Consider the following 24,521-nt stretch of genomic DNA (forward strand, 5'->3'; position numbering starts at 1 on the left):
GATCAGTGCCCCTTGCCTGCGGCCGGCGCAGCGGCCGGCGTGGTCGCCGCTGCCAGGACCGGGCGATTCTGGCGGTCGACCGGCGTCACCCGCTGGCCCTCACGCAGCAGGTGGCCACCGGCAGCCACCACCCAGTCCCCTGCGGCCACGCCGGACAGGACCGGCACCGCCTGCGCACCGTAGGCACCGACCGTCACCGGCGTTGCCTTGACGGCGCCATTGGACGGATCGACCACCCATACACTGGCCTTGCCATCACTGCCCCGCTGCACCGCCGCCAGCGGCAGCTGCAGCGTGCCACTGCGGCCGGCAGCGGCGAATACCCGCGCGCTCTGGCCCAGTTCCACTTCGCTCAAGGCTTCCGGCGCCAGGCTGACCCGCGTGGCATAGGTGCGTGCCTGCGCATCGGCGGCTGGCGCGATCTCGCGCAGGGTACCCGGCAGCAGCTGGCCCGGGCGGTTCCACAGTTCCACCTGCACCGGCTGCCCGACCCTGTAATCACGGATGTTGCTTTCCGGCAGCGCGATCAGCACTTCGCGGCCACCGTCTGCGGCCAGGGTGAACACCGTCTGCCCGGCACTGACCACCTGCCCGGCTTCGGCCTGGCGGCTGGCGATCACACCGTCGGCCGGCGCGCGCAGCTGCGCGTACTCGGCCTGGTTGCGGGCCACCGCCAGGTTGGCGCGGGCGGCATTGGCCTGGCCCTGCGCCGCCTTGAACGCGGCGGTCTGCTGGTCCAGCGCCGAGCGGCTGACCAGCTGGTCTTCGGCCAGCTTGGCATAGCGCTTCTGGTCATCGCGGGCGCGTACCAGGTCGGCCTCCGCCGCCGCCAGCTGCGCCTGCGAGGCGGCTGCCTGCGAGGCGTAGTCGGCCACGTCCAGCTCGGCCAGCAGCTGGCCCTTCTTCACGCGCTGCCCAGCGTCGACATGACGCTTGATCAGGTTGCCGCCGACCCGGAACGACAGCGGACTCTCCTGGCGGGCGCGTACCTCGCCGGGGTAGGCCGCCGGCGCCTGTCCGTCCTGCGTGGTGGGATGCACCACCAGGACCGGAATGGCCGCCACCGGTTCGGCGGCCTGCCTGCCGCAAGCCGCCACCACCACCGCCAGCACGCCAACACCCAACCAACGCATGTTCTTCATGAGGTACAGGACCTGAAAAGGGGATCCGGGGGAACGCGCCGGCAACATACTGTTGCGACACGGACATTAGTGAACCAGTCGGTATAGTATAAATATCGAACCGCTTGGTCTAGTATTGTGGTGATGAGTTCTCACACTTCCCGCAAGCCGTCGGCCAAGCCCGCTGCCAAGGCCGCCGGACCCGGGCGCCCCAAGGACCTCGGCAAGCGCGCGGCGATCCTTGAAGCAGCCAAGGCACTGTTCATCGAACAGGGCTATACCGGCGTGAGCATGGACACCATCGCCGCTCAGGCCGGCGTCTCGAAGCTGACTGTGTACAGCCACTTCGGCGACAAGGAGACCCTGTTCTCCGAGGCCGTGCAGTCAAAATGCATTGAAATGCTGCCTGACGCGCTGTTCGTGGCCGACGCGGACGGCCCCCTGCGCGACCAGCTGATCGGCATCGGCCTGGCCTTTTTCGAGCTGATCACCTCCGACGCGGCGATCTCGATCCAGCGCATGATGATGGCGCCGGAGACCGATGAGCGCCTGCGCGAGCTGTTCTGGCAGGCTGGCCCGGAGCGTACCTGCGAAGCCCTGGCCGACTTCCTGCGCGCCCGCGGCGAACGCGGCGAGCTGGAGATCCCCGACTATTACCTGGCCGGCCAGCAGTTCCTGACCCTGGTCAAGGGCGAAGTGCACATGCATATGATGTGCGGCATGCCACTGTCACCGGTGGAGTGCGACCCTCTTGCCCATGTGACCGCCAGCATCGACTTCTTCCTGCGCGCCTATGCGCCGCGAGGGGCCGGGACGGCTGAATAACCAAAACTGAACGAACCGGAGGTCGCGATGACTTCCGGCACTGCGACCCCGGCCCCCCGGCAGCTGATGCTCTGGGCGCGCCGCCGGCCTCCGGCACCGGTAAAATGGCCGGCCCACTGCGCTGGATTTGAACCTCATGACGATTGATTACGCCCACGCCCGCGAACTGATGGTGGAACAGCAGATCCGTCCCTGGGACGTGCTGGACATCAAGGTGCTCGACGTCCTGGCCCGCCTGCCGCGCGAGGCCTTTGTCGCCGATGCACACCGGGCACTGGCCTATGCCGATGTTGAACTGCCGATCGGCCATGGCCAGAAGATGATGAAGCCGGTCATCGAGGGCCGTACCCTGCAGGCGCTGGACCTGCAGCCGGGTGACGAAGTGCTGGAAATCGGCACCGGCAGCGGCTTCCTGTCGGCCTGCATCGGCGCGCTTGCGCGCGACGTGCTGAGCCTGGAAATCGACCCGGAACTGGCCGCCGCCGCGCGCGCCCGCCTGGACGCCTCCGGCCTGGGCACCAACGTCCGCGTGGAAGTGGCCGACGCCCTGTCCTGGCAGACCGAACGCCGCTTTGACGTGATCTGTGTCACTGGCGCGGTCGACGTGGTGCCGTCACAGTTCGCTTCGTGGCTGCGTCCGGGTGGTCGCCTGTTCGTGATCCATGGCCGTTCGCCGGCGATGGAGGCCTTGCTGGTCAAGGCCGACGGCAGCAGCGAGTCCCTGTTCGAGACCGATATCGATTACCTGCGTGGTGCCGCCCCGGCCCCCCAGTTCCACCTCTGAGTCCAAGGAAGCCGCAATGATCCGCCGATCCCTCGCTGTTGCGCTGGCCACTGCCCTGCTGCCGTTGTCCGCCCATGCCGCCGACCTGCTGCAGGTCTACGAAATGGCGCGCAATGGCGATCCGCAGCTGTCCGCCGCCGAATCGACCCGGCTGTACGACAAGGAAGGCGCCGTGCAGGCCCGCGCTGCCCTGCTGCCGCAGATCAACGGCCAGGCCACGCTGAACCGCTCGCGCAGCGAGGCGGACCATGACGCCAACTCCGGCACCGTGACCAGCAAGCGCCGCAACTACACGATCGAAGGAAGCCAGACGCTGTTCAACTGGACCCAGATCAACAACCTGCGTTCGCAGCGCGAGCTGAGCAAGGCGGCGGACTTCACCCTCGATTCGGCCAACGACAGCCTGATCGTGCGCACCTCGGCGGCCTACTTCAACGTGCTGGTGGCGATCGAATCGCTGAACGCCGCACAGACCAATGAAGCGGCCGCGAAGAAGCAGTTCGACTTCGCCGACAAGCGCCTGGAAGTGGGCCTGGCGCCGATCACCGACGTGCACGAAGCACGCGCCCAGTACGACCAGGCGCGCGCCAACACCATCGTTGCGCAGAACACCCTGGCCGATAACTACCAGGCCCTGACCGAACTGACCGGCCAGCCGGTGGCGAACCTGCGTGGCCTGCCGGCCGACTTCCGTCCGGAAGTGCCGGCCAATCGCGGCAACATCGATGAGCTGGTGCACCAGGCCACCACCCAGAATCCGGCGCTGAAGGCCCAGGAACTGAAGGTCAGCGCCGCCGAGGCCGGCGTGCAGGCCGCACGTGGTGGCCACTACCCGACCCTGTCGCTGGGCGGCAGCTGGGGCAAGACCGCAACCTGGGGCGACAGCACCGGTGCCGGCTCGTTGTCGCCGGATGCACGCACCAACAGCATCGGGCTGACCCTGAGCGTGCCGATCTTCGCCGGTGGTGCCACCCAGTCCGGCGTGCGCCAGGCACTGGCCCAGCGCGACATCGCCCAGGACGGCTACGAGCAGCAGAAGCGTGCCCTGGACCGCAACACCCGCAATGCCTACCAGACCCTGGTGCAGGGCATCAGCGAAGTGGAAGCCCGCCGTCTGGCGGTGGTTTCGGCGCAGAGCGCGTATGACGCGTCGCAGGTCGGCCTGGAAGTCGGTACCCGTACCGTGCTGGACGTGATCCAGAACCAGCGCATCCTGTTCTCGGCACAGCTGGACTACGCCCAGGCCCGCTACACCTTCCTGCAGAACCGCCTGCTGCTGAGCCAGTCGCTGGGTGCGCTGGACGTGGCCGAGCTGCAGGACGTCAACCGCCTGCTGACCCAGGACGCGGGCAACCCGGCGACGACCACGCACTGATCCGTCGCCCTGCCGGCAACGAAGAAGCCACCCGGGAGGGTGGCTTTTTTGTGGGCGGCGCGTACGGCCCCACCCAGGCATGGCGCAGATCCGCCGGCCGTCAGCCCGGCCACGCGCCTGCCCGCTCCACTGCGGCCAGCACGCACAGCGCCGCGGCCAGGGGCGCAAGCACCATCGCAGCACCCGGCATCGGCGCGCGCACACGCAGCGCTGCCAGGCACAAGGCCGCCATCACCAGCAGGGTTGCCGGACCCGGCAGCACCGGCAATGCATCGACGGGCGCTCCCAACGCCAGCAGCGCCGCCAGCACCACGGTGACCGGTATCAGCCGCGTCCGGAACCCGGGCGCTTCATCCGCGACCACAGGCCAGAGCTGCGCTGCCAGATGTGTAGCCAACGGCAACAGCACCAGCAGCAGTGCTGCCAGCCCGGCCATGCCCGCCAGCGGCAGCAACGGCAGCAGCCACTGCAACTGCGGATGGCCCTGCAATGCCACCGACAACGGCCGCGTACTGGCCAATGCCGGGAACTCGACCAGGCCGGCCTGCAACGCCGCCAGCACGATCAGCAGCAGCATTGCCAGCAGCAGCGCGGCCGCAAGCAGCGCTGGTGACCACGCACGCACCTGCGGGCCACGCCCAGGAAACCCCAATGCCAGACCCACACTGGCAAACACCGCCAGCAAGGGCACGCTTGCCGCCAGCACCCCGCCGGGTCCGAACCGATAGGGCGCGGTGGCGTCCGGCAGCCACGGAATCCAGTTCGCGTAGTGCACGTAGCGGACCGCCAGCGCCAGCAGCAACAGCCCAACACCGATCTTCGCCGTCAACAGCACGCAGACCATCAGCACGATGCGACGCGGAGGCAGCAACACGAACGCACCCAGCACCAGCAGGCTGGTGACGGCCATCACCGGATCCGGCAATGCGCTGCCGGTTTCAATACCGCGACTGGCAAACACCGCACGCGCGTGGCCCGCCATGGACCGCGCCACGCCGGCGCTGGTCACCACCAGCTCCAGCAGCAGCACAGCACCCAGCAGGCGCGCGACTGCCGTGCCCCAGGCGGCCCGCAGCGGGCCGTACAGGCCATCGGCTTCCGGCTGCTGCTGGTTCAGCACGTGCAGGCAATACAGTATCGGCGCTGTGCCCAGTGCGGCCAGCAGCAGACTCAGTACGATGGCCGGGCCGGCCTGGGCGGCGGTGTACTGGCCGACCAGGGCGATCACGCTGCCCCCCAGCAACAGGGTCAACGCCACCAACGCGAAGTGATCCATTCCCAGCAGCGCGTGCCGGCCACGGCGGTTGTCGCTGTCCATCGCAAGCCCTCTTGATTCCGCCCATGCGCGGTCGACAGCAGGCTGGCAGCCTGCGCCAAAGGGCGGTATCAGAATCCGTACCGTGCGCATCGCGATGTGACCACAAACACGTTCGCAGCCACGCATCCGGTCCTGCTGCGACAGGAATCCGGCTGCTAAGCAGAATTGATGCAGTCGATCACGTCAGTCGGTCCACGTAGTGTCCGCCCGGGCGGTGTTGCTGCCCGGCTCAGCTGCGCGGCGGCGGCAGATGTGGCGCGACCAGCGCCAGCGTGCGCTGCAGGGCACCACGGCCATTGCTGACCAGCGTGCATCCAGCACGGGCCATGTCCTCGCGCGCCGGTGCGTCGCCCAGCAGGTGCTGCAGCAGGTCACCTACCGCCTGCACGTCCTCGCCGATCAGCAAGGCACCGGCCTCACGCATGCGCCGTGAGATCTCGGCGAAGTTGTGCAGGTGCGGACCGGTCACAGCGGCAGTGCCCATCGCCGCCGGTTCCAGCAGATTGTGGCCACCGATCGGCTGCAGGCTGCCGCCGACGAAGGCGACCTGCGCGCAGGCATAGAACGGCATCAGCTCGCCCAGGGTGTCGATGACGAAGACATCCGTGCCGGCCTCCGGCCATTGCTTCGCGCGACGGGTCGTCACGTTCCAGCCCTGCTCGCGCGCCAGCGCCTCCACCTTCGGGAAGCGCTCGGGGTGCCGCGGCGCCCACAGCAACAACAGGTCGGGGTGCTGCTGGCGCAGGCGCCGATGCAGGTCGATCACCGCCTGCTCCTCACCATCGTGGGTACTGGCCGCGATCCACACCGGGCGCCCTTCAGGCACGCAGGCGTGGAACTGCGCGACGAAGCCCTGCACATCCGGCGTGGCGATATCGAACTTGAGGTTGCCCAGCGCCTGCACCTGTTCACGCGCAGCACCCAGCTGCACGAAGCGCTCGGCATCGTCCTGCGACTGCGCGGCCACGCAGGTGACCGTGCGCAGCGCACGGCGGATCAGCGCCGCCAGCACCCGGTAACCGCGCAGCGAACGCGCGGACAGGCGGGCGTTGAGGATGTAGACCGGGATGCGACGGTCGCGGCAGCCGAACAGCATGTTCGGCCACAGCTCGGTTTCCAGGATCAGTGCCAGGCTGGGCTGGAAATGGCCGAGGAAGCGGTTGACGCTGCCCGGTACGTCGTACGGCAGATAGACATGGTCCAGCGCGTCTCCCCACAGCGCGCGCACGCGCTCCGAACCGGTCGGGGTGATGGTGGTGATGACCCAGCGGATGTCCGGACGCTGCTGGCGCAGGGCATTCACCAGCGGCGCGGCGGCATTGACCTCGCCCACCGAGACCGCGTGCAGCCAGACCCGCGGCTGGCCGGTCGGCTGCGGATACGAGGCATAACGCTCGTCCCAGCGCCGGAAGTATTCACGGACCCGGAAACCGCGCCAGACCAGGTGGTACACGGTGATCGGCAGCAGGATGTAGAGCACGGCCGAGTACAGGCCGCGCAGGATCCATTCGACAGGGTCTTTACGCATGCGGCAAGGATACGGGAGCCCCCCGGGAAAGACACGCAGCCGGGTTGGTAGAATGGCGCCATGTCCGATGCCACCACCGCCGTCCGCCCGTCGCTGCGCGATCCCCGCAACTGGCCGATGTTCGCCGCCATGCTCGGCGCCTTCGCCATCGCCCGCCTGCCGTGGATGCTGCAGCGTGCGCTCGGCCGTGGCGTCGGCTGGATCAGCTGGCGCCTGCTCGGCAGCCGCCGTCGCGCCGCCGAGGTCAACCTGCAGCTGTGCTTCCCGGAGAAGGACGAAGCCTGGCGCCAGCGCCTGGTGCGCGACAGCTTCGACGCGCTGGGCGTGGGCGTGCTCGAGTGCATCCGTGCCTGGTGGGGCAGCATCGACCGCATCCGCCCACAGGTGAAGATCGAAGGCCTCGAGCATCTGCGGCAGATGCAGGCCGAAGGCCGCGGCGTGCTGCTGGTCTCCGGCCACTTCATGACCCTGGAAATGTGCGGACGCCTGCTGTGCGACTACGTCGATCTTTCAGGCATGTACCGCAAGCACAAGAACCCGGTGTACGAGTGGGCGGTGAAGTTCGGCCGCCTGCGCTATGCCAAGGCGATGTTCGCCAATGAGGACATCCGCGCGACCGTGCGCCACCTGAAGAAGGGCGGCTTCCTCTGGTATGCGCCGGATCAGGACATGCGTGGCAAGGACACCGTGTTCGTGCCGTTCTTCGGCCATACCGCATCCACCATTACCGCCACCCACCAGCTGGCGCGGATGACCGGCTGTGCGGTGATTCCGTACTTCCACCGCCGCGAGGGCGGGAAGTATTTCCTGAAGATCGGCGCACCGCTGGAGAATTTCCCCAGCGAGGATGTGGAAGCCGATACCACGCGGGTCAACCAGGCCATCGAAGAAATGGTGCGCGAGGCCCCGGACCAGTACCTGTGGATCCACCGCCGTTTCAAGCGCCAGCCGGGCGGGCGGAGTGATTTTTACAAGTAGATCCACGCCATACGTGGATGCTCTTCGATTCCGTGCCGGGATTCACAACGGCCAGCGGCACCAGGCGTACGGGCACTCCCCCACCACGCACGCCAAGCCCGCACGGACCGGATTGGCCAGGATGTATATCGCCTTCTCGTGAAGAGACTCATCGCTGCGTACGGCGTGATCGTGGTAACCGTGCTGCCACAGCGACCCTCGCCGCTCCAATCGCCGATTCAGCAGTCGGCTGCTGCGTGATTTGAGCAGGGCCATGCACTCGGCCAGGGTTCCCCCGCGCAATTCCATCAACCAGTGCAGATGGTCGGGCATCACCACCCAGGTGAAGCTGTGGCTCACGCCCTTGCGCTCTACGAAGCGCAGTGCCTCAACCAGAATCGCTACGTTGGAAGCATCGGCAAAGAAGGGTTCACGATCGAGGGTTACCGTAGTCAATGAATAGACGTTACCGGTGCAGGAGCAGCGACCGTAGCGGAGCCTTGGGCTGGCCATGGCCTCAGCGTGCGATACACAAGGAGGCACGGCTAGTGGAGGTTGGCGCGTGTCTGCGTCGGTAAAGCCCCATCCACGCATGGCGTGGATCTACCACGGCGACGTTCGTTCGGTGACCGCCCCATGCACGCCATGGCGTGGATCCACCATGGGAACGTTTGTTCGGTACGTGGAGTGGAGCCACGCCATGCGTGGTTGGACGATCACACCACCGTCGGCGTGTCGTCCGTTTCGCGGGCCAACAGGCTGCCGGCGAACAAGGCGGCCAGCAGCACGGTCAGGCCACCCCAGAACGCGGAATAGAACGCCAGATGCGTATTGAGCGGGAACACGGTGACCGCCAGCGCCAGCATCGCCGGCCGCGCACGCTCACGGGCAGCGGCCGGCGCGTAGCGCCATGCCCGCCAGGCCTGGGCGACCGCCGCCAGCCACAGCAGCAGGCCGAGCACACCGGTCTCCGCCAGGATTTCCAGCACGATCTGATGGGCATGCAACGCCGGTTGATTGCCCCACACGGCGGGGCCCTCTTCGGCCACGCAGGCGGGATACGCATCGCGGAAGCCACGCGCACCGACACCGTTGACCGGATGTTCCTCGATCATGCACACGGCCGCAGTCCAGATGCGCGCGCGCCCCGACAGTGCCTCGTCAACGCCCTGCCCGTCTTCGTTCCATGCCTGAGCCGTGCGCGCAACACGCTCGCGTAGCTGCGGCACGCCCGCTGTCAGTGCGACCGTGCCCATCGCCGCCACCAGGGCAAGCAGGAGCAGACGCTTCCAGCCGAACTGGCGCACGCCGCTGTAGGCCAGCACCAGTGCAAAGGTGATCCACGATGCGCGCGAACCGGCCAACAGCAACACGCATCCCAGTGCGGCAGCGGCCAGCAGCCACCCCGCGCTGCCGAACCGCCGCGCCATCGGCAGCAGCAGGAACGGTGACAGGCTGGCCAGCACCTGGCCGAATTTCAGGTTGCACGGCCCGAGCGCGCCACTGAGGCGGTCGGCCAACGCGGCTTCCTCGGCCGGGCACAGCGCATGGCCGCTGACGGTGAGCTTCAGCTGCTGCAGCGACCAGAACCACGGGCTGGTGCCCGCCACCGACTGCACCAGCGCATCCAACGTCCACAGCGCGGTGATCAGCGCCAGGCCACCGAAGATCAGGCGGCGCCGCTGCTGGGTGGCCACGGCGATCGCCACCAGCCACATGAACGGCAGGTAGCGCAGGCCGGCGGCCGCCTTGGTCCACGACGCCGCCGGATCGATCGCATCGAACGCGGAGAACGCCTGCGGCAGCCAGTAACCGAGGAACAGGATCGAGGTCAGCGCCCACGCGGCGGGTGTCAGCAGGTGCGGGCGGCGCTGCAGGCGGCGCATGATCATGCGCACCGCGGCATACAGCGCACCAAGACCCAGCACGGTTTCAGCGATGCCCGGCAACGGCCACAGCGCCACGTAGGCCAGCACCCACCAGGGCGCCCAGCGCCCGGCGCGGTCCTCGCGCACGAGGGTTGCGGCGTCAGCCTGCAAGGTCGGCATAGAGGCGGAGGGTGTCGCGCTGCATGGCCTGCAGGGTAAACGGGATGCGGGTCGGCAAGGACGGCGGCTGCGCCAGCAGGGCCAGCGCACGTTCACCCAGCGCCCGTGCATCGCCCAGCGGCACGGCGCCGGCCGGCTGCAGCTGCTGCAGCAGTTCGCCCACGCCACCATGGTCCCAGCCCAGCACCGGGCGACCGACCGACAGCGCCTCGACCACGGTACGGCCGAACGCTTCGGGCTTGTCCGACAGCTGCAGCACCAGATCGCTGGCCGCATAGGCCTGGGCGATGCGCGCGGTCGGCGTGCTGATCTGCACTGCGTCGGTCACGCCCAAAGCAGCCGCCTGCCCGCGCAGGTCGGCCACGTAGGCTTCACGGCCGGGTTCATCGGTGCCCAGCATCCACAGCTGTGCCGGCACACCGGCCGCGCGTACATCCGCCAGCAACTGCAGCGCATGAGCATGCCCCTTCAGCCGGGTGCCCCGCCCCGGCAGCAGCAGCAGCGGGCCCTCAACCTGCGCCAGCCACGGGTAATCGGCTGCCAGCGCCAGTCGTGGCCGGCGGTCGGCGCGGGCCACGCGCGGAAACTGTGCGACATCGACGCCGCGCGGAATCACCTGCAGCCTCGCTTCGGGAACCGTCGGGTAGTGCCGCTGCACGTAGTCGCGCACGGTGTTGGACACGCAGATCACGCGTTCACCGCTGGTCATCACCGCGCTGTAGCGACTGGGCGAATTCAACCCGTGCACGGTGGTCACCCAGTGCGGGCGCTGCACGGCAGGCATCGCACGGATCGCGTACAGGCCCAGCCAGGCCGGCAGCCGTGAACGGGCATGCACGATATCCGCGCCAACTTCGGCGAACAGGCGGCGCAACGTCGGCAGGTGGCGCAGGGTCAGCAGCGACTTGCGGCCGATGTCGAGGGTGAGGTGCTCGGCACCGCTATCGAGCAGCGGCTGCACCAGGCGGCCACCGGCGGAGACCACCAGCGCACGATGGCCAGCAGCGACCAGGGCCGCAGCGATTTCCAGGGTCGAGCGCTCGACACCGCCGGAGTGCAGCGCCGGCAGCAACTGCACCACGGTCAATCGGCGCATCGAAGAGGCGGCCGCTTAGTCGGCCAGCACGAACACGGAACCGCAGTACGGGCACTGCGCTTCGCCGTTGGGTTCGTCTTCGATCGGCAGGTACACGCGCGGATGCGAGTTCCACAGCGCCATTTCCGGGGTCGGGCAGCTCAGCGGCAGATCGCTGCGGTGCACGGTGTAGCGCTTCTCGGCGTTGGCGGGCGCAGTGGCGGTATGGCTCATGGCGGATGTCGATGAACGGGTTGCGAGGCCTGTGATTCTAGCATCTGGGCCGCCCCGACATTGCGCCGCAACGGGTCTTTGCGCGTACCGGGCCGATTCCCTGCGGCCTTGCATGCCGCCTCGGGACGGGGTGCCGGTGGAAATTCCCGACCGATCCTGCAGGTTCATGCCGAAAATCCGCCGACAACGATATTTCCCGCATTTGGATCGAACTAAATGGCACTTGTCAGGTTGCCACGGCTGTTGCAGGATCGGGCCAGGTCGTAAACCGGCCCACTCCAATCCGACCCGATCGCATGGCCCGCCCCCACCGGACCGGCATCGCTTCTTCCACTGCCATCCCGGCGGGCGGAGCGATGCTGTCCGTGGTGTCCGCCGATGCGGGTTCTGCCCGCCGCCTGCCCTTCCGGGAGACTCCTGCATGACCCTGTCCGATCCACGCCGCGCCCTGCTCCCGCTCGCCCTGGCCCTGGCCTGTGCGACTACCGCGATGCCGGTGCTGGCACAGGGACTGCAGACCTCGTTCGAACCGGGCCAGCCGGCTCCGGCACCGGCCGCAGGCGCACTGCAGGTCACGATCGGCAACGGCCCTGCTGCGCCTTACGCCGCCAAGCGCAATGCGGGCTACAGCGGCCTGCATGCACTGCGCTACAGCAGCGAAGGCGGCAGCGCGCGGCGCGAGCTGTTCAAGGCGGACATGACCATTGAGGCCGATACCACCCTGTCGTGGCTGGTGCTGCCGGAGATCGTCGGCAAGGACACCGTGGCCTCGACCTATGTGTCACTGGACCTGCTGCTGGACGATGGCAGCCGCGTTTCGGCCAGCGCTGCACGCGACCAGCATGGCGTGGCCATCGGTGCGCGCGCGCAGGGCGATTCGAAGACGCTGTATCCGCAGCAGTGGGCGCGCAAGGCGGTACGGCTGGGCGACGTGCCCGCGCTGAAGGGCCGCCGCGTGGTGGCGATCGAACTGGACGTGGCCAGTGCCGACGGTGCACCGGTCTCCGGCTGGATCGATGACGTGCGCCTGGACACAGTGCCACGTCAGCAGCCAGCGCGCGTCTCCGACTGGGTGCTGACCACCCGTGGCACCCAGGCCAACGGCACCTTCTCGCGCGGCAACAATTTCCCGGCCACCGCGGTACCGCACGGATTCAATTTCTGGACCCCGGTGACCGATGCCGGCGCACTGAACTGGCTGTACCGCTGGAACGAACAGAACGACGCACAGAACCGCCCGCAGCTGCAGGCGCTTGCGCTGAGCCATCAGCCCAGCCCGTGGATGGGCGACCGCCAGACCTTCCAGGTGATGCCCTCGGCCAGCCGTGGCGTGCCGGAGGCCGACCGTCGCAAGCGCGCGCTGTCGTTCGAGCGCAGCCATGAAAGCGCGCGCCCGTATCGCTACGACGTGCGCTTCGACAACGGCATCGCGGCCGCCATCGCGCCGACCGATCATGCCGCGCTGTTCCGCTTCGACTTCCCCGAGGGCGGCGACGCCAACCTGCTGTTCGACAATGTCGATGCACGCGGTGGCCTGACCCTGGACGCTGCCACGCAGACACTGTCCGGCTACACCGATACGCGCAGCGGGCTGTCCAATGGTGCCAGCCGCATGTACGTGGCAGCGAGCTTCGACAGGCCGTGGCGCAGCAGTGGGCGCCTCAACACCGGCCGACCGACCGGTTACATCAAGTTCGATGCCGGCAGCGACCGGCGGGTGACCATGCGCATCGCCACCTCGCTGATCTCGGTGGAACAGGCACGGCACAACCTGGCCCTGGAAATCGCCGCAGCCGATACGCTGGAAAGCGTGGCCGGCCGTGCACAGGATGCATGGGATGCGCGCCTGGCCCGTTTCGACATCGGCGATGCCAGCGACGACCAGAAGACCACGCTGTATTCCAACCTGTACCGGCTGTTCCTGTACCCCAATTCCGGCCATGAGAACGTGGGCAGCGCCACCGCACCGGAGTGGCGCTACGCCAACCAGGCCAGCGCCAGCGATGACAACACCGAGGGAAGCGCGACCCGCAGCTATGCCGCCGTGCGCGACGGCAAGGTATTCGTCAACAACGGCTTCTGGGACACCTTCCGCACCACCTGGCCGGCCTACGCGCTGTTCACGCCCGACGATGCCGGGCAGCTGGTGCAGGGCTTCATCGAGCAGTACCGCGCCGGCGGCTGGATCGCACGCTGGTCGTCGCCGGGCTACGCCGATCTGATGGTCGGCACCAGCTCCGATGTGGCCTTCGCCGATGCATGGCTGAAGGGCGTCGGCGGTTTCGATCCGGCCGAGGCCTATGCCGCCGCGCTGAAGAACGCAACCGTGGTGCCGCCGGACCGCCATGTCGGCCGCAAGGGCATGAGCCGTTCGACCTTCCGGGGCTATGCCAGTGCCGACGTGCACGAAGGCATGTCGTGGACGATGGAAGGCGCACTCAATGACTTTGGCATCGCCAACATGGCCGATGCCCTGGCCAAGCGCGCGACCGCGCCCGCCGCACGCGAGCGCTACAGCACCGAGGCCGACTACTTCCGCCATCGCGCCGCCAGTTACGCGACGATGTTCGATCCGGCGGCAGGCTTCTTCCAGGGCCGCAAGGCCGATGGTCGCTGGCGCGTGGACGCCAAGGCCTACGATCCGCGCGTGTGGGGCCACGACTACACCGAATCCAATGGCTGGACCTTCGCCTTCACCGCCGCCCATGATGGCGAAGGCCTGGCCGCGTTGTACGGCGGCCGCGAAAAGCTGGCGGCGAAGCTGGATACCTTCTTCGCCACGCCGGAAACCGCGGACCCGGCACTGGCCGGCTCCTACGGCGGCACCATCCACGAGATGACCGAAGCGCGCGACGTGCGCATGGGCATGTACGCGCACAGCAACCAGCCGGCGCACCACATCCCGTGGATGTACCTGTACGCCGGGCAGCCGTGGAAGACCCAGCAGCACGTGCGCGAGATCCTGTCGCGGTTGTACGTCGGCAGCGAGATCGGCCAGGGCTACCCGGGCGATGAGGACAACGGCGAGACCTCGGCATGGTACGTACTGGCCTCGCTGGGCCTGTACCCGCTGCGCATGGGCGCCCCGGAGTACGTGATCGGCTCGCCGGCATTCGAGCATGCACGGGTGGAGCTGCAGGGTGGCGCGGTGCTGACCGTGAACGCGGCCAACAACTCGCGCGAGAACGTCTACGTCCAGTCGCTGAAGATCAACGGTACGCCGTGGACCAAGACCTGGGTGCCGCACGACCTGATCGCCAAGGGCGCGACCCTCGACTTCGTGATGGGCCCCCGCCCCTCGCGCTGGGGCAGCGGCGTGGACGATGTGCCGCGCTCGTTGACCGCGCGCGGCCAGCACCCGCAGCTGCTGCACGACCTGCTCGGCAGCGGCGCGAAGGCGACGCTGGCCGATGGCCGTGCCCTGCCCGCGCTGGTCGATGACGATGCCGGCACCACGGTGGGTCTGGGCGCCGGTGCAACCATCGCGCTGACCGGCCTGGCCGAGGGCACCCCGACGATGTATACGCTGACCAGCGGTGACGGCCGCATCCAGGGCGGTGAGTGGACGCTGGAGGCGCGCAACGGCGGCGGCAGCTGGGCCGTGCTCGACCAGCGCAGCGGCGAAGATTTCGAATCCGCCCGCCAGACCCGTCCGTTCCGCATCGCCAAACCCGGTCGTTACAGCGAGTACCGCCTGCGCCTGGTGGCACCGGCACGGCTGCCGCTGGCGGAGATCGAACTGCTGGCGCCCGGCACCGTACAATGAGCTGCATGCGCTTCCGTCTTCTGCCTCTGGCCCTTGTTGCCCTGTCCTTCCCAAGCTTCGGCCAGACCCAGGCGTTCGATACGCAGCTGACCCGCGACGGCGTGACGCTGAACTACCAGGACGCCCGTGGCGCCCTGGCCGCACCGCAGCGCAAGCGGGTGATCGATACGTTCTTCTTCGCGTACCTGCGCGAACGTGCCGACTTCCATCCCGCTGCGCCGTCAATGGTTCGCATCGTGATCGATCCGGCCTACACCGGCATCGCCTTCGTCGGCGACAAGGACCAGGCAGCGACGATCACCATCAATCCGGGTTGGCTGGCGCAGCATCCGAACGACATCGACCTGGTCACCCATGAGGCGATGCACATCGTGCAGGGGTATCCCGGCTACGGCGATGCACGGGTACCGGGCTGGCTGGTGGAAGGCATCGCCGACTACGCGCGCGACCGCTACGGCATGGACAACGCCGCCGCTGGCTGGGCATTGCCGGTGAAGGTCGAGAAGGGGCAGAACGTCGACAGCGGCTACCGGGTAACCGCCGCGTTCCTGAAGTGGGCGGAGGCAGAACATCCCGGCCTGGTGCTGGCACTGGACAAGGCGCTGCGCGACGGCCGCTATGCACCGGCGCTGTGGCAGAAGCACACCGGCAAGGCACTGCCGGCGCTGTGGGCGCAGTACGCCAAGCTGCGTTCGGATGCACCGCCGCCGGCGCCGGCACGCCGCGGCAAGCGGCACTGAGCGGGTTGGCGACTGGGTAGAGTCGACTGTTAGTCGACTGCCTTTCGTACAGCCACCAAAAACCCCGTGCTTCGCGCGATAGTCGACTCTACCTCGCTGTCTTCTGCGCCTCAGCGCGACTGCACGAAGCCAGCGTAGAGCGCGAACAGTTGCTGGAAGTACCGCCGCGTCACTCGATTGCGCATGACACCCTCGCCCATGAAAAGTTGGTCGGGCCCAGGGTGGGAAGGCCGGTCCGGTCCCTTCCCACGGCCGGGCCGCGTGGGCGTATTGGGCCGCACAGGCGTTGCAGGGACATGACCGGGTTGCGTAGCGCGTGTGGCAGCGATGGGACCGGCTTCGGGACCGGTAGAGTCGACCGTTGGTCGACTATCGCGCAATAGCGCGGGATTTTCGGCGCCCGAATCAAGAGCAGTCGACTAACAGTCGACTCTACCCGTTTCCGCTTTGCGGAAACAGAAACGCGCCCCGGGGGGCGCGCTTCTGCAGCTGGAATCGGGAAGAAGGCTTACGCCTTCTTTTCCGCTTCCAGCTGCTTGCGGATCTGCGCATCCACCGCGGCGATCGCGGTCATGTTCAGGATCCTGCGCGAGGTCGCGCTGGTGGTCAGGATATGCACCGGCTTGTTCACGCCCATCAGGATCGGGCCGATCGCCACGCCGTCGGTGAACACGCGCACCAGGTTATAGGCGATGTTGGCCGCTTCCAGGTTCGGCAGCACGAACAGGTTGGCGCGGCCCTGCAGGGTCGAGCCCGGCAGCAGCTTCTGGCGCAGCGCTTCGTCCCACGCGGTGTCGCCCTGCATCTCGCCGTCCACGTTCAGGCGCGGGTTGCGCTTGAGCAGCAGCTCACGCACCTGGCGCATCTTCAGCGCGTCCTTAGAATCGTGGCTACCGAAGTTGGAGTGCGACAGCAGCGCCACCTTCGGTTCGATGCCGAACAGCTTCATGCGGTAGGCCGCCTGCAGGGTCGCTTCGCACAGCTGCTCGGCGGTCGGATCTTCCTGCACGTGGGTATCGACGAAGAAGAACACGCCCTGCTGGTTGATCACGCCGGTCATCGCCGAGGTCGAGGTGACCTTCGGCTCCAGCGGCAGCACGCTGCGCACGTAGCCCAGCTTCTTGTGGAAGCGGCCGACGATGCCGGTCAGCATCGCGTCGGCTTCGCCACGGGCCACCATCACCGCCGCGATCAGGGTCGGACGCGAACGCATCAGGTTCTTCGCCGCGGCCACGGTCACGCCACGACGGCCGGTCAGGCCGTGGTAGTACTGCCAGTACTCGTTGAAGCGCGGGTCGTCGTTGATGTTGGTAACTTCAACGTTCTCGCCGATCTTCAGGCGCAGGCCGAGGCGCTCGATGCGCGATTCGATCACTTCCGGGCGGCCGATCAGGATCGGGTGCGCCAGGCCGTCATCAACCACGTTCTGTACCGCCTGCAGCACCACTTCCTCTTCGCCTTCGGCGTACACCACGCGCTGCTTGTCGCTGCGCGCGCGGTCGTAGACCGGCTTCATCATCAGGCTGGTGCGGTAGACGAACTGGGCCAGCTTGTCGCGGTAAGCGCCCATGTCGTCGATCGGGCGCGAGGCCACGCCCGAGTCCATCGCGGCCTGGGCCACGGCGGCCGACAACTCCACCAGCAGGCGGCGGTCGAACGGGCGCGGGATCAGGTATTCACGGCCGAAGCTCGGGGTCTCGCCGCCATAGGCCGAGCCCATGTCGGTGGCGGCACGGCGTGCCAGCGCGGCGATGGCGCGCACGCAGGCGATCTTCATTTCTTCGTTGATCGCGGTCGCGCCCACGTCCAGCGCACCGCGGAACAGGTACGGGAAGCACAGCACGTTGTTGACCTGATTCGGGTAGTCCGAACGGCCGGTGCCGATGATCGCGTCCGGACGCGCAGCGCGCGCCACCTCCGGCATGATTTCCGGGGTCGGGTTGGCCAGTGCGAAGATCACCGGATCCGGCGCCATGGTCTTGACCATTTCGGCGGTCAGGATGCCCGGCGCCGACAGGCCCAGGAAGATGTCCGCGCCGTCGACGATCTCGGCCAGGGTGCGCTTGTCGGTGTCGCGCGCATAGCGCTGCTTTTCCGGGTCCAGGTCGGTACGGCCGGTGTGGATCACGCCCTCGCGGTCGAAGGCCAGGATGTTTTCCGGCTTCAGGCCCAGCTGCACCAACATGTTCACGCAGGAAATGCCGGCCGCGCCCATGCCCGTGGTCGCCAGCTTCACCTCTTCGATCTTCTTGCCGGTGATCGCCATGGCGTTGAGCACCGCTGCGCCGACGATGATCGCCGTGCCGTGCTGGTCGTCATGGAACACCGGGATCTTCATGCGCTCGCGCAGCTTGCGCTCGACCACGAAGCATTCCGGGGCCTTGATGTCTTCCAGGTTGATGCCGCCGAAGGTCGGCTCCAGCGAGGCGATGATGTCGACCAGCTTGTCCGGGTCGGTTTCATCCACTTCGATGTCGAACACATCGATGCCGGCGAACTTCTGGAACAGCACACCCTTGCCTTCCATCACCGGCTTGCCGGCCAGCGCGCCGATGTTGCCCAGGCCCAGCACCGCGGTGCCGTTGGAGATCACCGCCACCAGGTTGCCGCGGGCGGTCAGCTCGCTGGCCTGCTGCGGGTCGGCCTTGATCGCTTCACAGGCGTACGCCACGCCCGGCGAATACGCCAGCGACAGGTCGCGCTGGGTCAGCATGGGCTTGGTAGCGGAAACCTTGATCTTTCCCGGCGGGGACATCCGGTGGTAATCGAGGGCGGCCTGTTTGAAATCTTCGTTGGACATCGATGTGGGTTACATGAATGGGCAGAAGGGACAGGGGATGATACCCCCGTTGGAGCGTCTGGACCTGTCGCTATCCTGTCGCAGGCATGCTGCGACCGCACAATTCCGTGCCGTATGCGACGGTACCGCGACACCAGCTTCGGTGCGTCCCATGACAGCCATGGGACGCCTTGAAACGCCGCGGGGCCGTACCACTGTCGTGATCGGCCCCGCGGTACCACACACCTGGATCAGCCCCTGGCCGGCAGCGCCTCTGGCACGGCATCGATCAGCGGCGGCAGTTCGCTTTCGCGGCCGTCCAGCGCCAGCTTCAGGCGGTTGCGGTCCAGCGCCCCCTCCCAGCGCGAGACCACCACCGTGGCCACGGCATTGCCGATGAAGTTGGTCAGCGAGCGGCATTCGCTCATGAAGCGGTCCACGCCCAGGATCAGCGCCATGCCGGCCACCGGCACCTCCGGCACCACCGCCAGGGTGGCGGCCAGGGTGATGAAGCCGGCGCCGGTGACGCCGGCCGCGCCCTTGGAGCTGAGCATGGCGACCAGCAGCAGGGCAATCTGATGGCCCAGGGTCAGTTCGGTGTTGGTGGCCTGGGCGATGAACAGCGCGGCCAGGGTCATGTAGATGTTGGTGCCGTCCAGGTTGAACGAGTAGCCGGTCGGGACCACCAGGCCCACCACAGACTTGCTGCAGCCGGCGCGTTCCATCTTCTCCATCAGCGACGGCAGTGCCGATTCCGACGAGGAGGTGCCCAGCACCAGCAGCAGTTCGGCCTTCAGGTAGCGCGCCAGCTTGAACACCGAGAAGCCGCACAGGCGGCAGACCAGGCCCAGGATGACCGCCACGAACAGGAAGGCGGTGAGGTAGAACGAACCCACCAGCCAGGCCAGGTTGATCAGCGAGCCGACGCCGTACTTGCCGATGGTGAAGGCGATTGCGCCGAAGGCACCGATCGGTGCGGCCTTCATCAGGATGTGCACCAGCTTGAACACCGGGGCGACCAGCGCCTCCAGGAAGTTCACGATCGGCTTGCCCTTCTCGCCCACCGATACCAGCGCGATGCCGAACAGCACGGCCACGAACAGCACCTGCAGGATGTTGCCATCGACGAACGCGCTGAGCAGCGTCTTCGGGATGATGTCCATCAGGAAGCCGACCAGCGTCAGGTCATGCGACTTCTCGACGTAGCTGTGCACCGCGGTCTGGTCCAGCTCGGCCGGGTTGATGTTCATGCCGGCGCCGGGCTGCACCACGTGCGCCACGATCATGCCGACGATCAACGCCAGCGTGGAGAAGAACAGGAAGTACGCCATCGCCTTGGCGAATACGCGGCCCACCGTGCGCAGGTGGGTCATGCCGGCGATGCCGGTGACGATGGTCAGGAAGATCACCGGTGCGATGATCATCTTCACCAGGTTGATGAAGGCATCGCCGAGCGGCTTCATCTTCTCGCCGATCAACGGTTCGTAGTGGCCGAGGATGGCGCCCAGGACGATCGCCACGATCACCTGGAAGTACAGCTGGCGATAGATCGGCAACGGCTTTGCAGGCACCGGTGCTGCGGTCGGGATGTGCATGGCGGACTCCGGAAGGGGCGTTTTCAGGCACGTACGGCCCCGGGACTGCACGGGAACCGTTACCGTGGAAACTGACCGCAGGCCCTGTGCTGCACGCGCAGGGGGTGCGACCAATGGACGCCTTTGTACGCGTCGGGCACGCCGGCGCAGATAACCTATTGGTACTAGCCCCCCGGTTCAGGTGGCCGCGATGCCTACACTGGCGCCGCACCGCCCGATCACGGGGAGGCCGGTGGCCCGAGCTGAACGGCCGGGCGCGTCATTGCGAAAGTTCCGGCCCTTGCGGCCGTTGTTGTCCTGTCCACACGCAATCTGAGAGAGCCGCACCCAACATGCGCCCGATTCCCACCTTGCTGGCCCTGTCGCTGGCAGCGCTTCCCGCCTTCGCTTCGGCTGCCGATTTCGACAACTGGCCGACCAAGTACGCCTTCGGCGACGGCACCGAGCTGGCCGCTACCGCCAACATCGCTTACGACTACAACGATTTCTCCTCGGGCAGCGGCCTTGAGGACGACGACGCCGTGCGCCGCAAGGAGTTCGGTGCGACGCTGAAGAAGAAGGGCGTCTACGACGCGATGGTCTATTACGACTTCCAGTCCGATACCTGGCTGGACGTGTTCGTGCGCTTCGAAAGCAAGGCCTTCTTTGGCCGCGACATCGGCCGCTTCCGCTTCGGCTACATGAAGACCCCGGTCGGTCTGGACGCGAACACGTCCTCGCGCGCCGGCAGCTTCCTGGAAACCGCACTGCCCGTGCAGGCCTTCTACGCCGGCCGCCGTACGGGTGTGGAATGGGTGCTGGAGCGCCCGCAGTACCTGCTGCAGGCCGGCGCCTATGGCGGCAAGGACCTGCAGGGTGACAACCCGGGCACCACCCAGGCCGTGCGTGCGGTGTGGACCCCGGTCAAGGCGCCGGGTGACGTGATCCACCTGGGCCTGGCCTACTCGCAGGAAAATCCGCGCGGTTACAGCGATGGCCGCGACGTGCACCACGAGGCCAGCGCGCGCCTGCGCGCACGTCCGGAAGCTGGCCTGACCGACATCCGCTATGTCGATTCCGGCGCGCTGGTCACCGCCGACCAGATCCGCCGCACCGGCCTGGAAGGCATCTGGATCCGTGGCCCGTTCTCGCTGCAGGCCGAAGCCCTGCAAGCCACCGTCACCCGCCACGATGGCAAGCCCGACTACACCGGCCACGGCCAGTACGCCATGGCCAGCTGGGTGCTGACCGGCGAATCGCGCCCGTACAACGCCGGTGCGGTGGCCAACATCAAGCCGGCGCACGACTACGGCGCGGTGGAACTGGTGGCCCGTTACAGCCGCATGGACCTCGACGATGGCAGCATCCTCGGCGGCCGCCAGCACGACCTCACTCTGGGTGCGAACTGGTACCTGACCAGCCACTTCAAGTTCCAGGCCAACTACGTCAAGGTCGACGCCAGCCGTCGTGGCGTGCACAGCACGCCGGAGATCTTCGAACTGCGCGCGCAGATGCACTTCTGACCCCTTCCACGTCAGATCCCGGCGGGCGTGCACGCCACGCCCGCCGGCCCTGCGTAGACTGCCGCCATGTACTGGCTCAGCCGCCACCGGATGCTGTTGCTGACCATCGCGGTGATGGTCGGCGGCACCGTGCTGTGTGCGGTCGCCGCCGGCCACTACGCCTGGCGGCGCGCTCTCGGTGATGAAAGCAGCCAGGTACAACGCCAGCTGCAGTTGTATGGCCAGGGCCTGCAGCAGCGCATCGACCGCTTCGGCACGCTGCCGCAGGTACTGGCGCTGGATCCGGATCTTCTGCACGCCCTGCGTGTGCCGCCCTCGCCCACCGAACGGCAGCGGCTGAACCTCAAGCTGCAACGCGCCAATGAAGTCACCCGTGCCTCGACCCTGACCCTGGTCGGTCACGATGGTGTGGCGGTGGCGGCGAGCAACTGGGACCAGCCGACCACCAACGTCGGTGAGAACTACAGCTATCGTCCCTATTACCGCCAGGCGCTGGCCCAGGGCCGCGGCCGCTTCTACGGTATCGGCATGACCACCGGCGTGCCCGGCTACTACCTGTCGCAGGCCATCGAGGAAGACGGCAAGCGGCTCGGCGTGGTGGTGATCAAGGTCGAGCTGTCGGCACTGGAGCAGGAGTGGCTGAGCAGCCCTGACGTGGTGCTCGCCAGTGACGACCATGACGTGGTGTTCCTGGCCAACCGTGACAGCTGGCGCTACCGCCTGCTGCGCCCACTGGGCGCCGATGAGCGCCGCGAGATGCTGGACGCCCGCCAGTACGCCGATCGCAACCTGCAGCCACTGCGCGCACGTACCGAGGATGTACTGGCCGATGGTGGCCGCATGGTACGCCTGCTGGATCCGGCATTGCCGCAGCCGATGCTGTGGCAGAGCCTGGCGCTGCCGGCCGAAGACTGGAACCTGCATCTGCTGCACGACGCCAGTGCCGCCACCGCCGCCGGCCGTGCGGCCGCGCTTACCGGAGGTGCTGCGTGGCTGGCGCTAGGCTTCCTGGTGCTGTTCGTACAGCAGCGCCGGCGCTTGGCCAAGCATCGCCTGCGCAGCCGCCGCGAGCTGGAAACCCTGCTCAAGCAGCATGCACAGGAACTGCGCACCGCCCAGGATGGCCTGCTGCAGGCCGCCACGGATGCCGACAGCGGCCTAAGCCGCAGTCTTGAACACCTGCCGCAGGGCGTGGTGGTGATCGACCGGGACCTGCGTCTGGTCGCATGGAATTCGCGCTACCTGGAACTGTTCCGTTTCCCGCTGGACCTTGTGCGCGTGGGGCGGCCCATCGAGGAACTGTTCCGCTTCAACGCCCGCCGGGGCCTGCTCGGTCCCGGCCCGGTCGACGAGGCCATCGAGCGTCGCCTCAACCACCTGCGCAGCGGCCGTCCGCACATGCGCGAAAGTGAGAAGGACGACGGTACGGTGCTGGAAATCCGCGGCAACCCGCTGCCCGACGGCGGTTTCGTCACCAGCTACGCCGACATCACCAGCTACAAGAACGCGGCGCGCGAACTGCGCTCGCTGGCCGATGCACTGGAACACCGCATCGCCGAGCGCACCCGCGATCTGGACGAAGCGCGCCGCGAAGCCGAGCAGGCCAACCGCTACAAGACCCGCTTCGTCGCCTCCGCGGTGCACGACCTGCTGCAACCGCTCAATGCCGCGCGCATGTTCGTCTCGGTGCTGCGCGGCAAGCTGAGCGACCCGGCGCAGCAGCAGACCAGCGATCACATCGACGCTGCACTGGCCGCGCAGGATGCGATCCTCAACAGCCTGCTGGACATTGCGCGGCTGGAATCGGGCAGCCTTCCCACCCGCGTGCAGGCGTTCCGGCTCGGGCCGCTGCTGCAGACACTGGCGCGCGAATTCGGCATCGCCGCGCAGTCGCGTGGCCTGGTGGTGGACTGGGTCGATACCGCTGCCGTGGTGGTCAGCGATGAAGCGCTGCTGCGCCGCATCCTGCAGAATTTCCTGTCCAACGCGCTGCGCTACAGCGAGCGCGGCCGTGTGCTGCTCGGCTGCCGTCGCCGCGAAGGCCTGCTGTGGATCGAAGTGCACGATCAGGGGCCCGGCATTCCCGACGCGTTGCAGGGCGAGATCTTCGAGGAGTTCCGTCGCCTGCACGACGGCCAGCAGCGTGGTGCCGGCCTCGGCCTGGCCATCGTGGACCGCATCGGCCGCCTGCTCGGACATCCGATCCGGCTGCGCTCGCAGCTGGGCCAGGGCAGCGTGTTCGCCGTGGGCGTGCCGTTCGGCGACGCCAGCGCGATTCCCGCCACCGCGCCCACGCCGGTGCTGGCGCAGGAACCGGCGGCGGACAACCCGCTGCGAGGGCGCCGGGTGTGGGTGATCGATGACGATCCGCACGTGTGCGCGGCCAGCCGCGCGCTGCTGGAACGCTGGGGCTGCGAAGTGCTGCTGGCCGATGGCCCGCAGGCAGCGCTGCAGTTGGCCGCGACGGCAACCGTGCCGGAGCTGGTGCTGCTGGATGTGCGCATGGGTGACCACCACGGGCCGGTGCTGTACGAGACATTGGCAGAGCTGTGGCAGGCCCGCCCGCCGGTGGTGCTGGTCACTGCCGAGCGCGATGCGGGATTGCGTGAGATGGCCGCCGAACGCGGCTGGGGAATGATGGCCAAGCCGGTGAAGCCGCCGGCGCTGCGGGCGCTGATGAGTCAGTTGTTGATCCGCCATCGAGGGTGATTCCAGCCAACGGCGCAGCCCCACGTGGGTCGTGTCTGGTTGGTCGTGGAAAGCAAAAGCCGTGGGGGGGCCGGTCGGGTTGGGTGCGCGGGGGACGCCGTGAATCCGTCCCTGGAGGCTTGGCAGCCGCATCCATGCGGCTGACACCCCCGCGAACCCAACCCG

17 protein-coding genes are annotated in these 24,521 nt (G+C 67.6%); 8 read left to right on the plus strand and 9 right to left on the minus strand.

The window, feature by feature from the left end; translation table 11 throughout:
* Window positions 1–2: 2 nt before the first annotated feature.
* Complete coding sequence (locus V3B46_RS17525) at window positions 3–1,142, minus strand: efflux RND transporter periplasmic adaptor subunit (RefSeq protein WP_329892473.1); 1,140 nt, start codon at window positions 1,140–1,142, stop codon at window positions 3–5.
* Between the two features lie 123 nt (window positions 1,143–1,265).
* Between V3B46_RS17525 and V3B46_RS17530 the strand changes: the two genes are divergently transcribed.
* The 3 genes from V3B46_RS17530 (at window position 1,266) to V3B46_RS17540 (ending at window position 4,105) form a co-directional block, all read left to right on the plus strand.
* Window positions 1,266–1,946, plus strand: a complete 681-nt coding sequence (locus tag V3B46_RS17530) for a TetR/AcrR family transcriptional regulator (RefSeq protein ID WP_329892474.1) — start codon at window positions 1,266–1,268, stop codon at window positions 1,944–1,946.
* Window positions 1,947–2,082: 136 nt separating this feature from the next.
* The gene (locus V3B46_RS17535; RefSeq protein ID WP_014648346.1) at window positions 2,083–2,730 is read left to right on the plus strand and encodes a protein-L-isoaspartate O-methyltransferase family protein; all 648 of its coding nucleotides are present in this window, start codon (window positions 2,083–2,085) and stop codon (window positions 2,728–2,730) included.
* Window positions 2,731–2,746: 16 nt separating this feature from the next.
* Window positions 2,747–4,105: a TolC family outer membrane protein gene (locus tag V3B46_RS17540; RefSeq protein ID WP_154264364.1), complete on the plus strand. Its 1,359-nt coding sequence runs from the start codon at window positions 2,747–2,749 to the stop codon at window positions 4,103–4,105.
* Between the two features lie 100 nt (window positions 4,106–4,205).
* Here V3B46_RS17540 and V3B46_RS17545 read toward each other — a convergent pair whose 3' ends face one another.
* Window positions 4,206–5,423: an APC family permease gene (locus V3B46_RS17545; RefSeq protein ID WP_329892475.1), complete on the minus strand. Its 1,218-nt coding sequence runs from the start codon at window positions 5,421–5,423 to the stop codon at window positions 4,206–4,208.
* A gap of 229 nt (window positions 5,424–5,652) precedes the next feature.
* Window positions 5,653–6,951, minus strand: coding sequence for a lipid IV(A) 3-deoxy-D-manno-octulosonic acid transferase (gene waaA, locus V3B46_RS17550; protein ID WP_329892476.1), 1,299 nt, complete (start codon window positions 6,949–6,951; stop codon window positions 5,653–5,655).
* 60 nt (window positions 6,952–7,011) lie between these two features.
* On the opposite strand from waaA, the gene V3B46_RS17555 reads away from it, so the two are divergent.
* Window positions 7,012–7,929: an LpxL/LpxP family Kdo(2)-lipid IV(A) lauroyl/palmitoleoyl acyltransferase gene (locus V3B46_RS17555; RefSeq protein ID WP_049398382.1), complete on the plus strand. Its 918-nt coding sequence runs from the start codon at window positions 7,012–7,014 to the stop codon at window positions 7,927–7,929.
* A gap of 42 nt (window positions 7,930–7,971) precedes the next feature.
* Here V3B46_RS17555 and V3B46_RS17560 read toward each other — a convergent pair whose 3' ends face one another.
* The 4 genes from V3B46_RS17560 to V3B46_RS17575 form a co-directional block, all read right to left on the minus strand.
* Window positions 7,972–8,421, minus strand: a complete 450-nt coding sequence (locus V3B46_RS17560; protein WP_329892477.1) for an REP-associated tyrosine transposase — start codon at window positions 8,419–8,421, stop codon at window positions 7,972–7,974.
* Window positions 8,422–8,624: 203 nt separating this feature from the next.
* On the minus strand, window positions 8,625–9,956 hold the full coding sequence (locus V3B46_RS17565; protein ID WP_329892478.1) for an O-antigen ligase family protein: 1,332 nt from the start codon (window positions 9,954–9,956) through the stop codon (window positions 8,625–8,627).
* Window positions 9,937–11,052, minus strand: coding sequence for a glycosyltransferase (locus tag V3B46_RS17570; RefSeq protein WP_329892479.1), 1,116 nt, complete (start codon window positions 11,050–11,052; stop codon window positions 9,937–9,939). Before V3B46_RS17570 ends, V3B46_RS17565 begins: the two co-directional genes overlap by 20 nt.
* Window positions 11,053–11,067: 15 nt before the next feature.
* The gene (locus V3B46_RS17575; RefSeq protein ID WP_005410967.1) at window positions 11,068–11,265 is read right to left on the minus strand and encodes a zinc-finger domain-containing protein; all 198 of its coding nucleotides are present in this window, start codon (window positions 11,263–11,265) and stop codon (window positions 11,068–11,070) included.
* A 421-nt stretch (window positions 11,266–11,686) separates the two neighbouring features.
* Between V3B46_RS17575 and V3B46_RS17580 the strand changes: the two genes are divergently transcribed.
* Together V3B46_RS17580 and V3B46_RS17585 are read left to right on the plus strand one after the other, a co-directional pair.
* Window positions 11,687–15,031 (plus strand): GH92 family glycosyl hydrolase, encoded by a 3,345-nt coding sequence (locus tag V3B46_RS17580; protein WP_329892480.1) that lies wholly within the window; start codon window positions 11,687–11,689, stop codon window positions 15,029–15,031.
* On the plus strand, window positions 15,028–15,771 hold the full coding sequence (locus V3B46_RS17585; protein ID WP_329892481.1) for a basic secretory protein-like protein: 744 nt from the start codon (window positions 15,028–15,030) through the stop codon (window positions 15,769–15,771). The genes V3B46_RS17580 and V3B46_RS17585 overlap by 4 nt, the downstream gene beginning before the upstream one ends.
* A gap of 508 nt (window positions 15,772–16,279) precedes the next feature.
* Here V3B46_RS17585 and V3B46_RS17590 read toward each other — a convergent pair.
* Window positions 16,280–18,571 (minus strand): NADP-dependent malic enzyme, encoded by a 2,292-nt coding sequence (locus V3B46_RS17590; RefSeq protein WP_049469974.1) that lies wholly within the window; start codon window positions 18,569–18,571, stop codon window positions 16,280–16,282.
* A 230-nt stretch (window positions 18,572–18,801) separates the two neighbouring features.
* Window positions 18,802–20,145, minus strand: a complete 1,344-nt coding sequence (locus V3B46_RS17595) for a dicarboxylate/amino acid:cation symporter (RefSeq protein WP_329892482.1) — start codon at window positions 20,143–20,145, stop codon at window positions 18,802–18,804.
* Between the two features lie 332 nt (window positions 20,146–20,477).
* Between V3B46_RS17595 and V3B46_RS17600 the strand changes: the two genes are divergently transcribed.
* Window positions 20,478–21,647 (plus strand): OprO/OprP family phosphate-selective porin, encoded by a 1,170-nt coding sequence (locus V3B46_RS17600; RefSeq protein WP_329892483.1) that lies wholly within the window; start codon window positions 20,478–20,480, stop codon window positions 21,645–21,647.
* Window positions 21,648–21,713: 66 nt separating this feature from the next.
* Window positions 21,714–24,356 (plus strand): hybrid sensor histidine kinase/response regulator, encoded by a 2,643-nt coding sequence (locus V3B46_RS17605; protein WP_154264375.1) that lies wholly within the window; start codon window positions 21,714–21,716, stop codon window positions 24,354–24,356.
* The last annotated feature ends 165 nt before the right edge of the window (window positions 24,357–24,521 follow it).

The sequence above is a fragment of the Stenotrophomonas sp. SMYL11 genome (assembly GCF_036320005.1).
Lineage (GTDB): Bacteria > Pseudomonadota > Gammaproteobacteria > Xanthomonadales > Xanthomonadaceae > Stenotrophomonas > Stenotrophomonas maltophilia_A.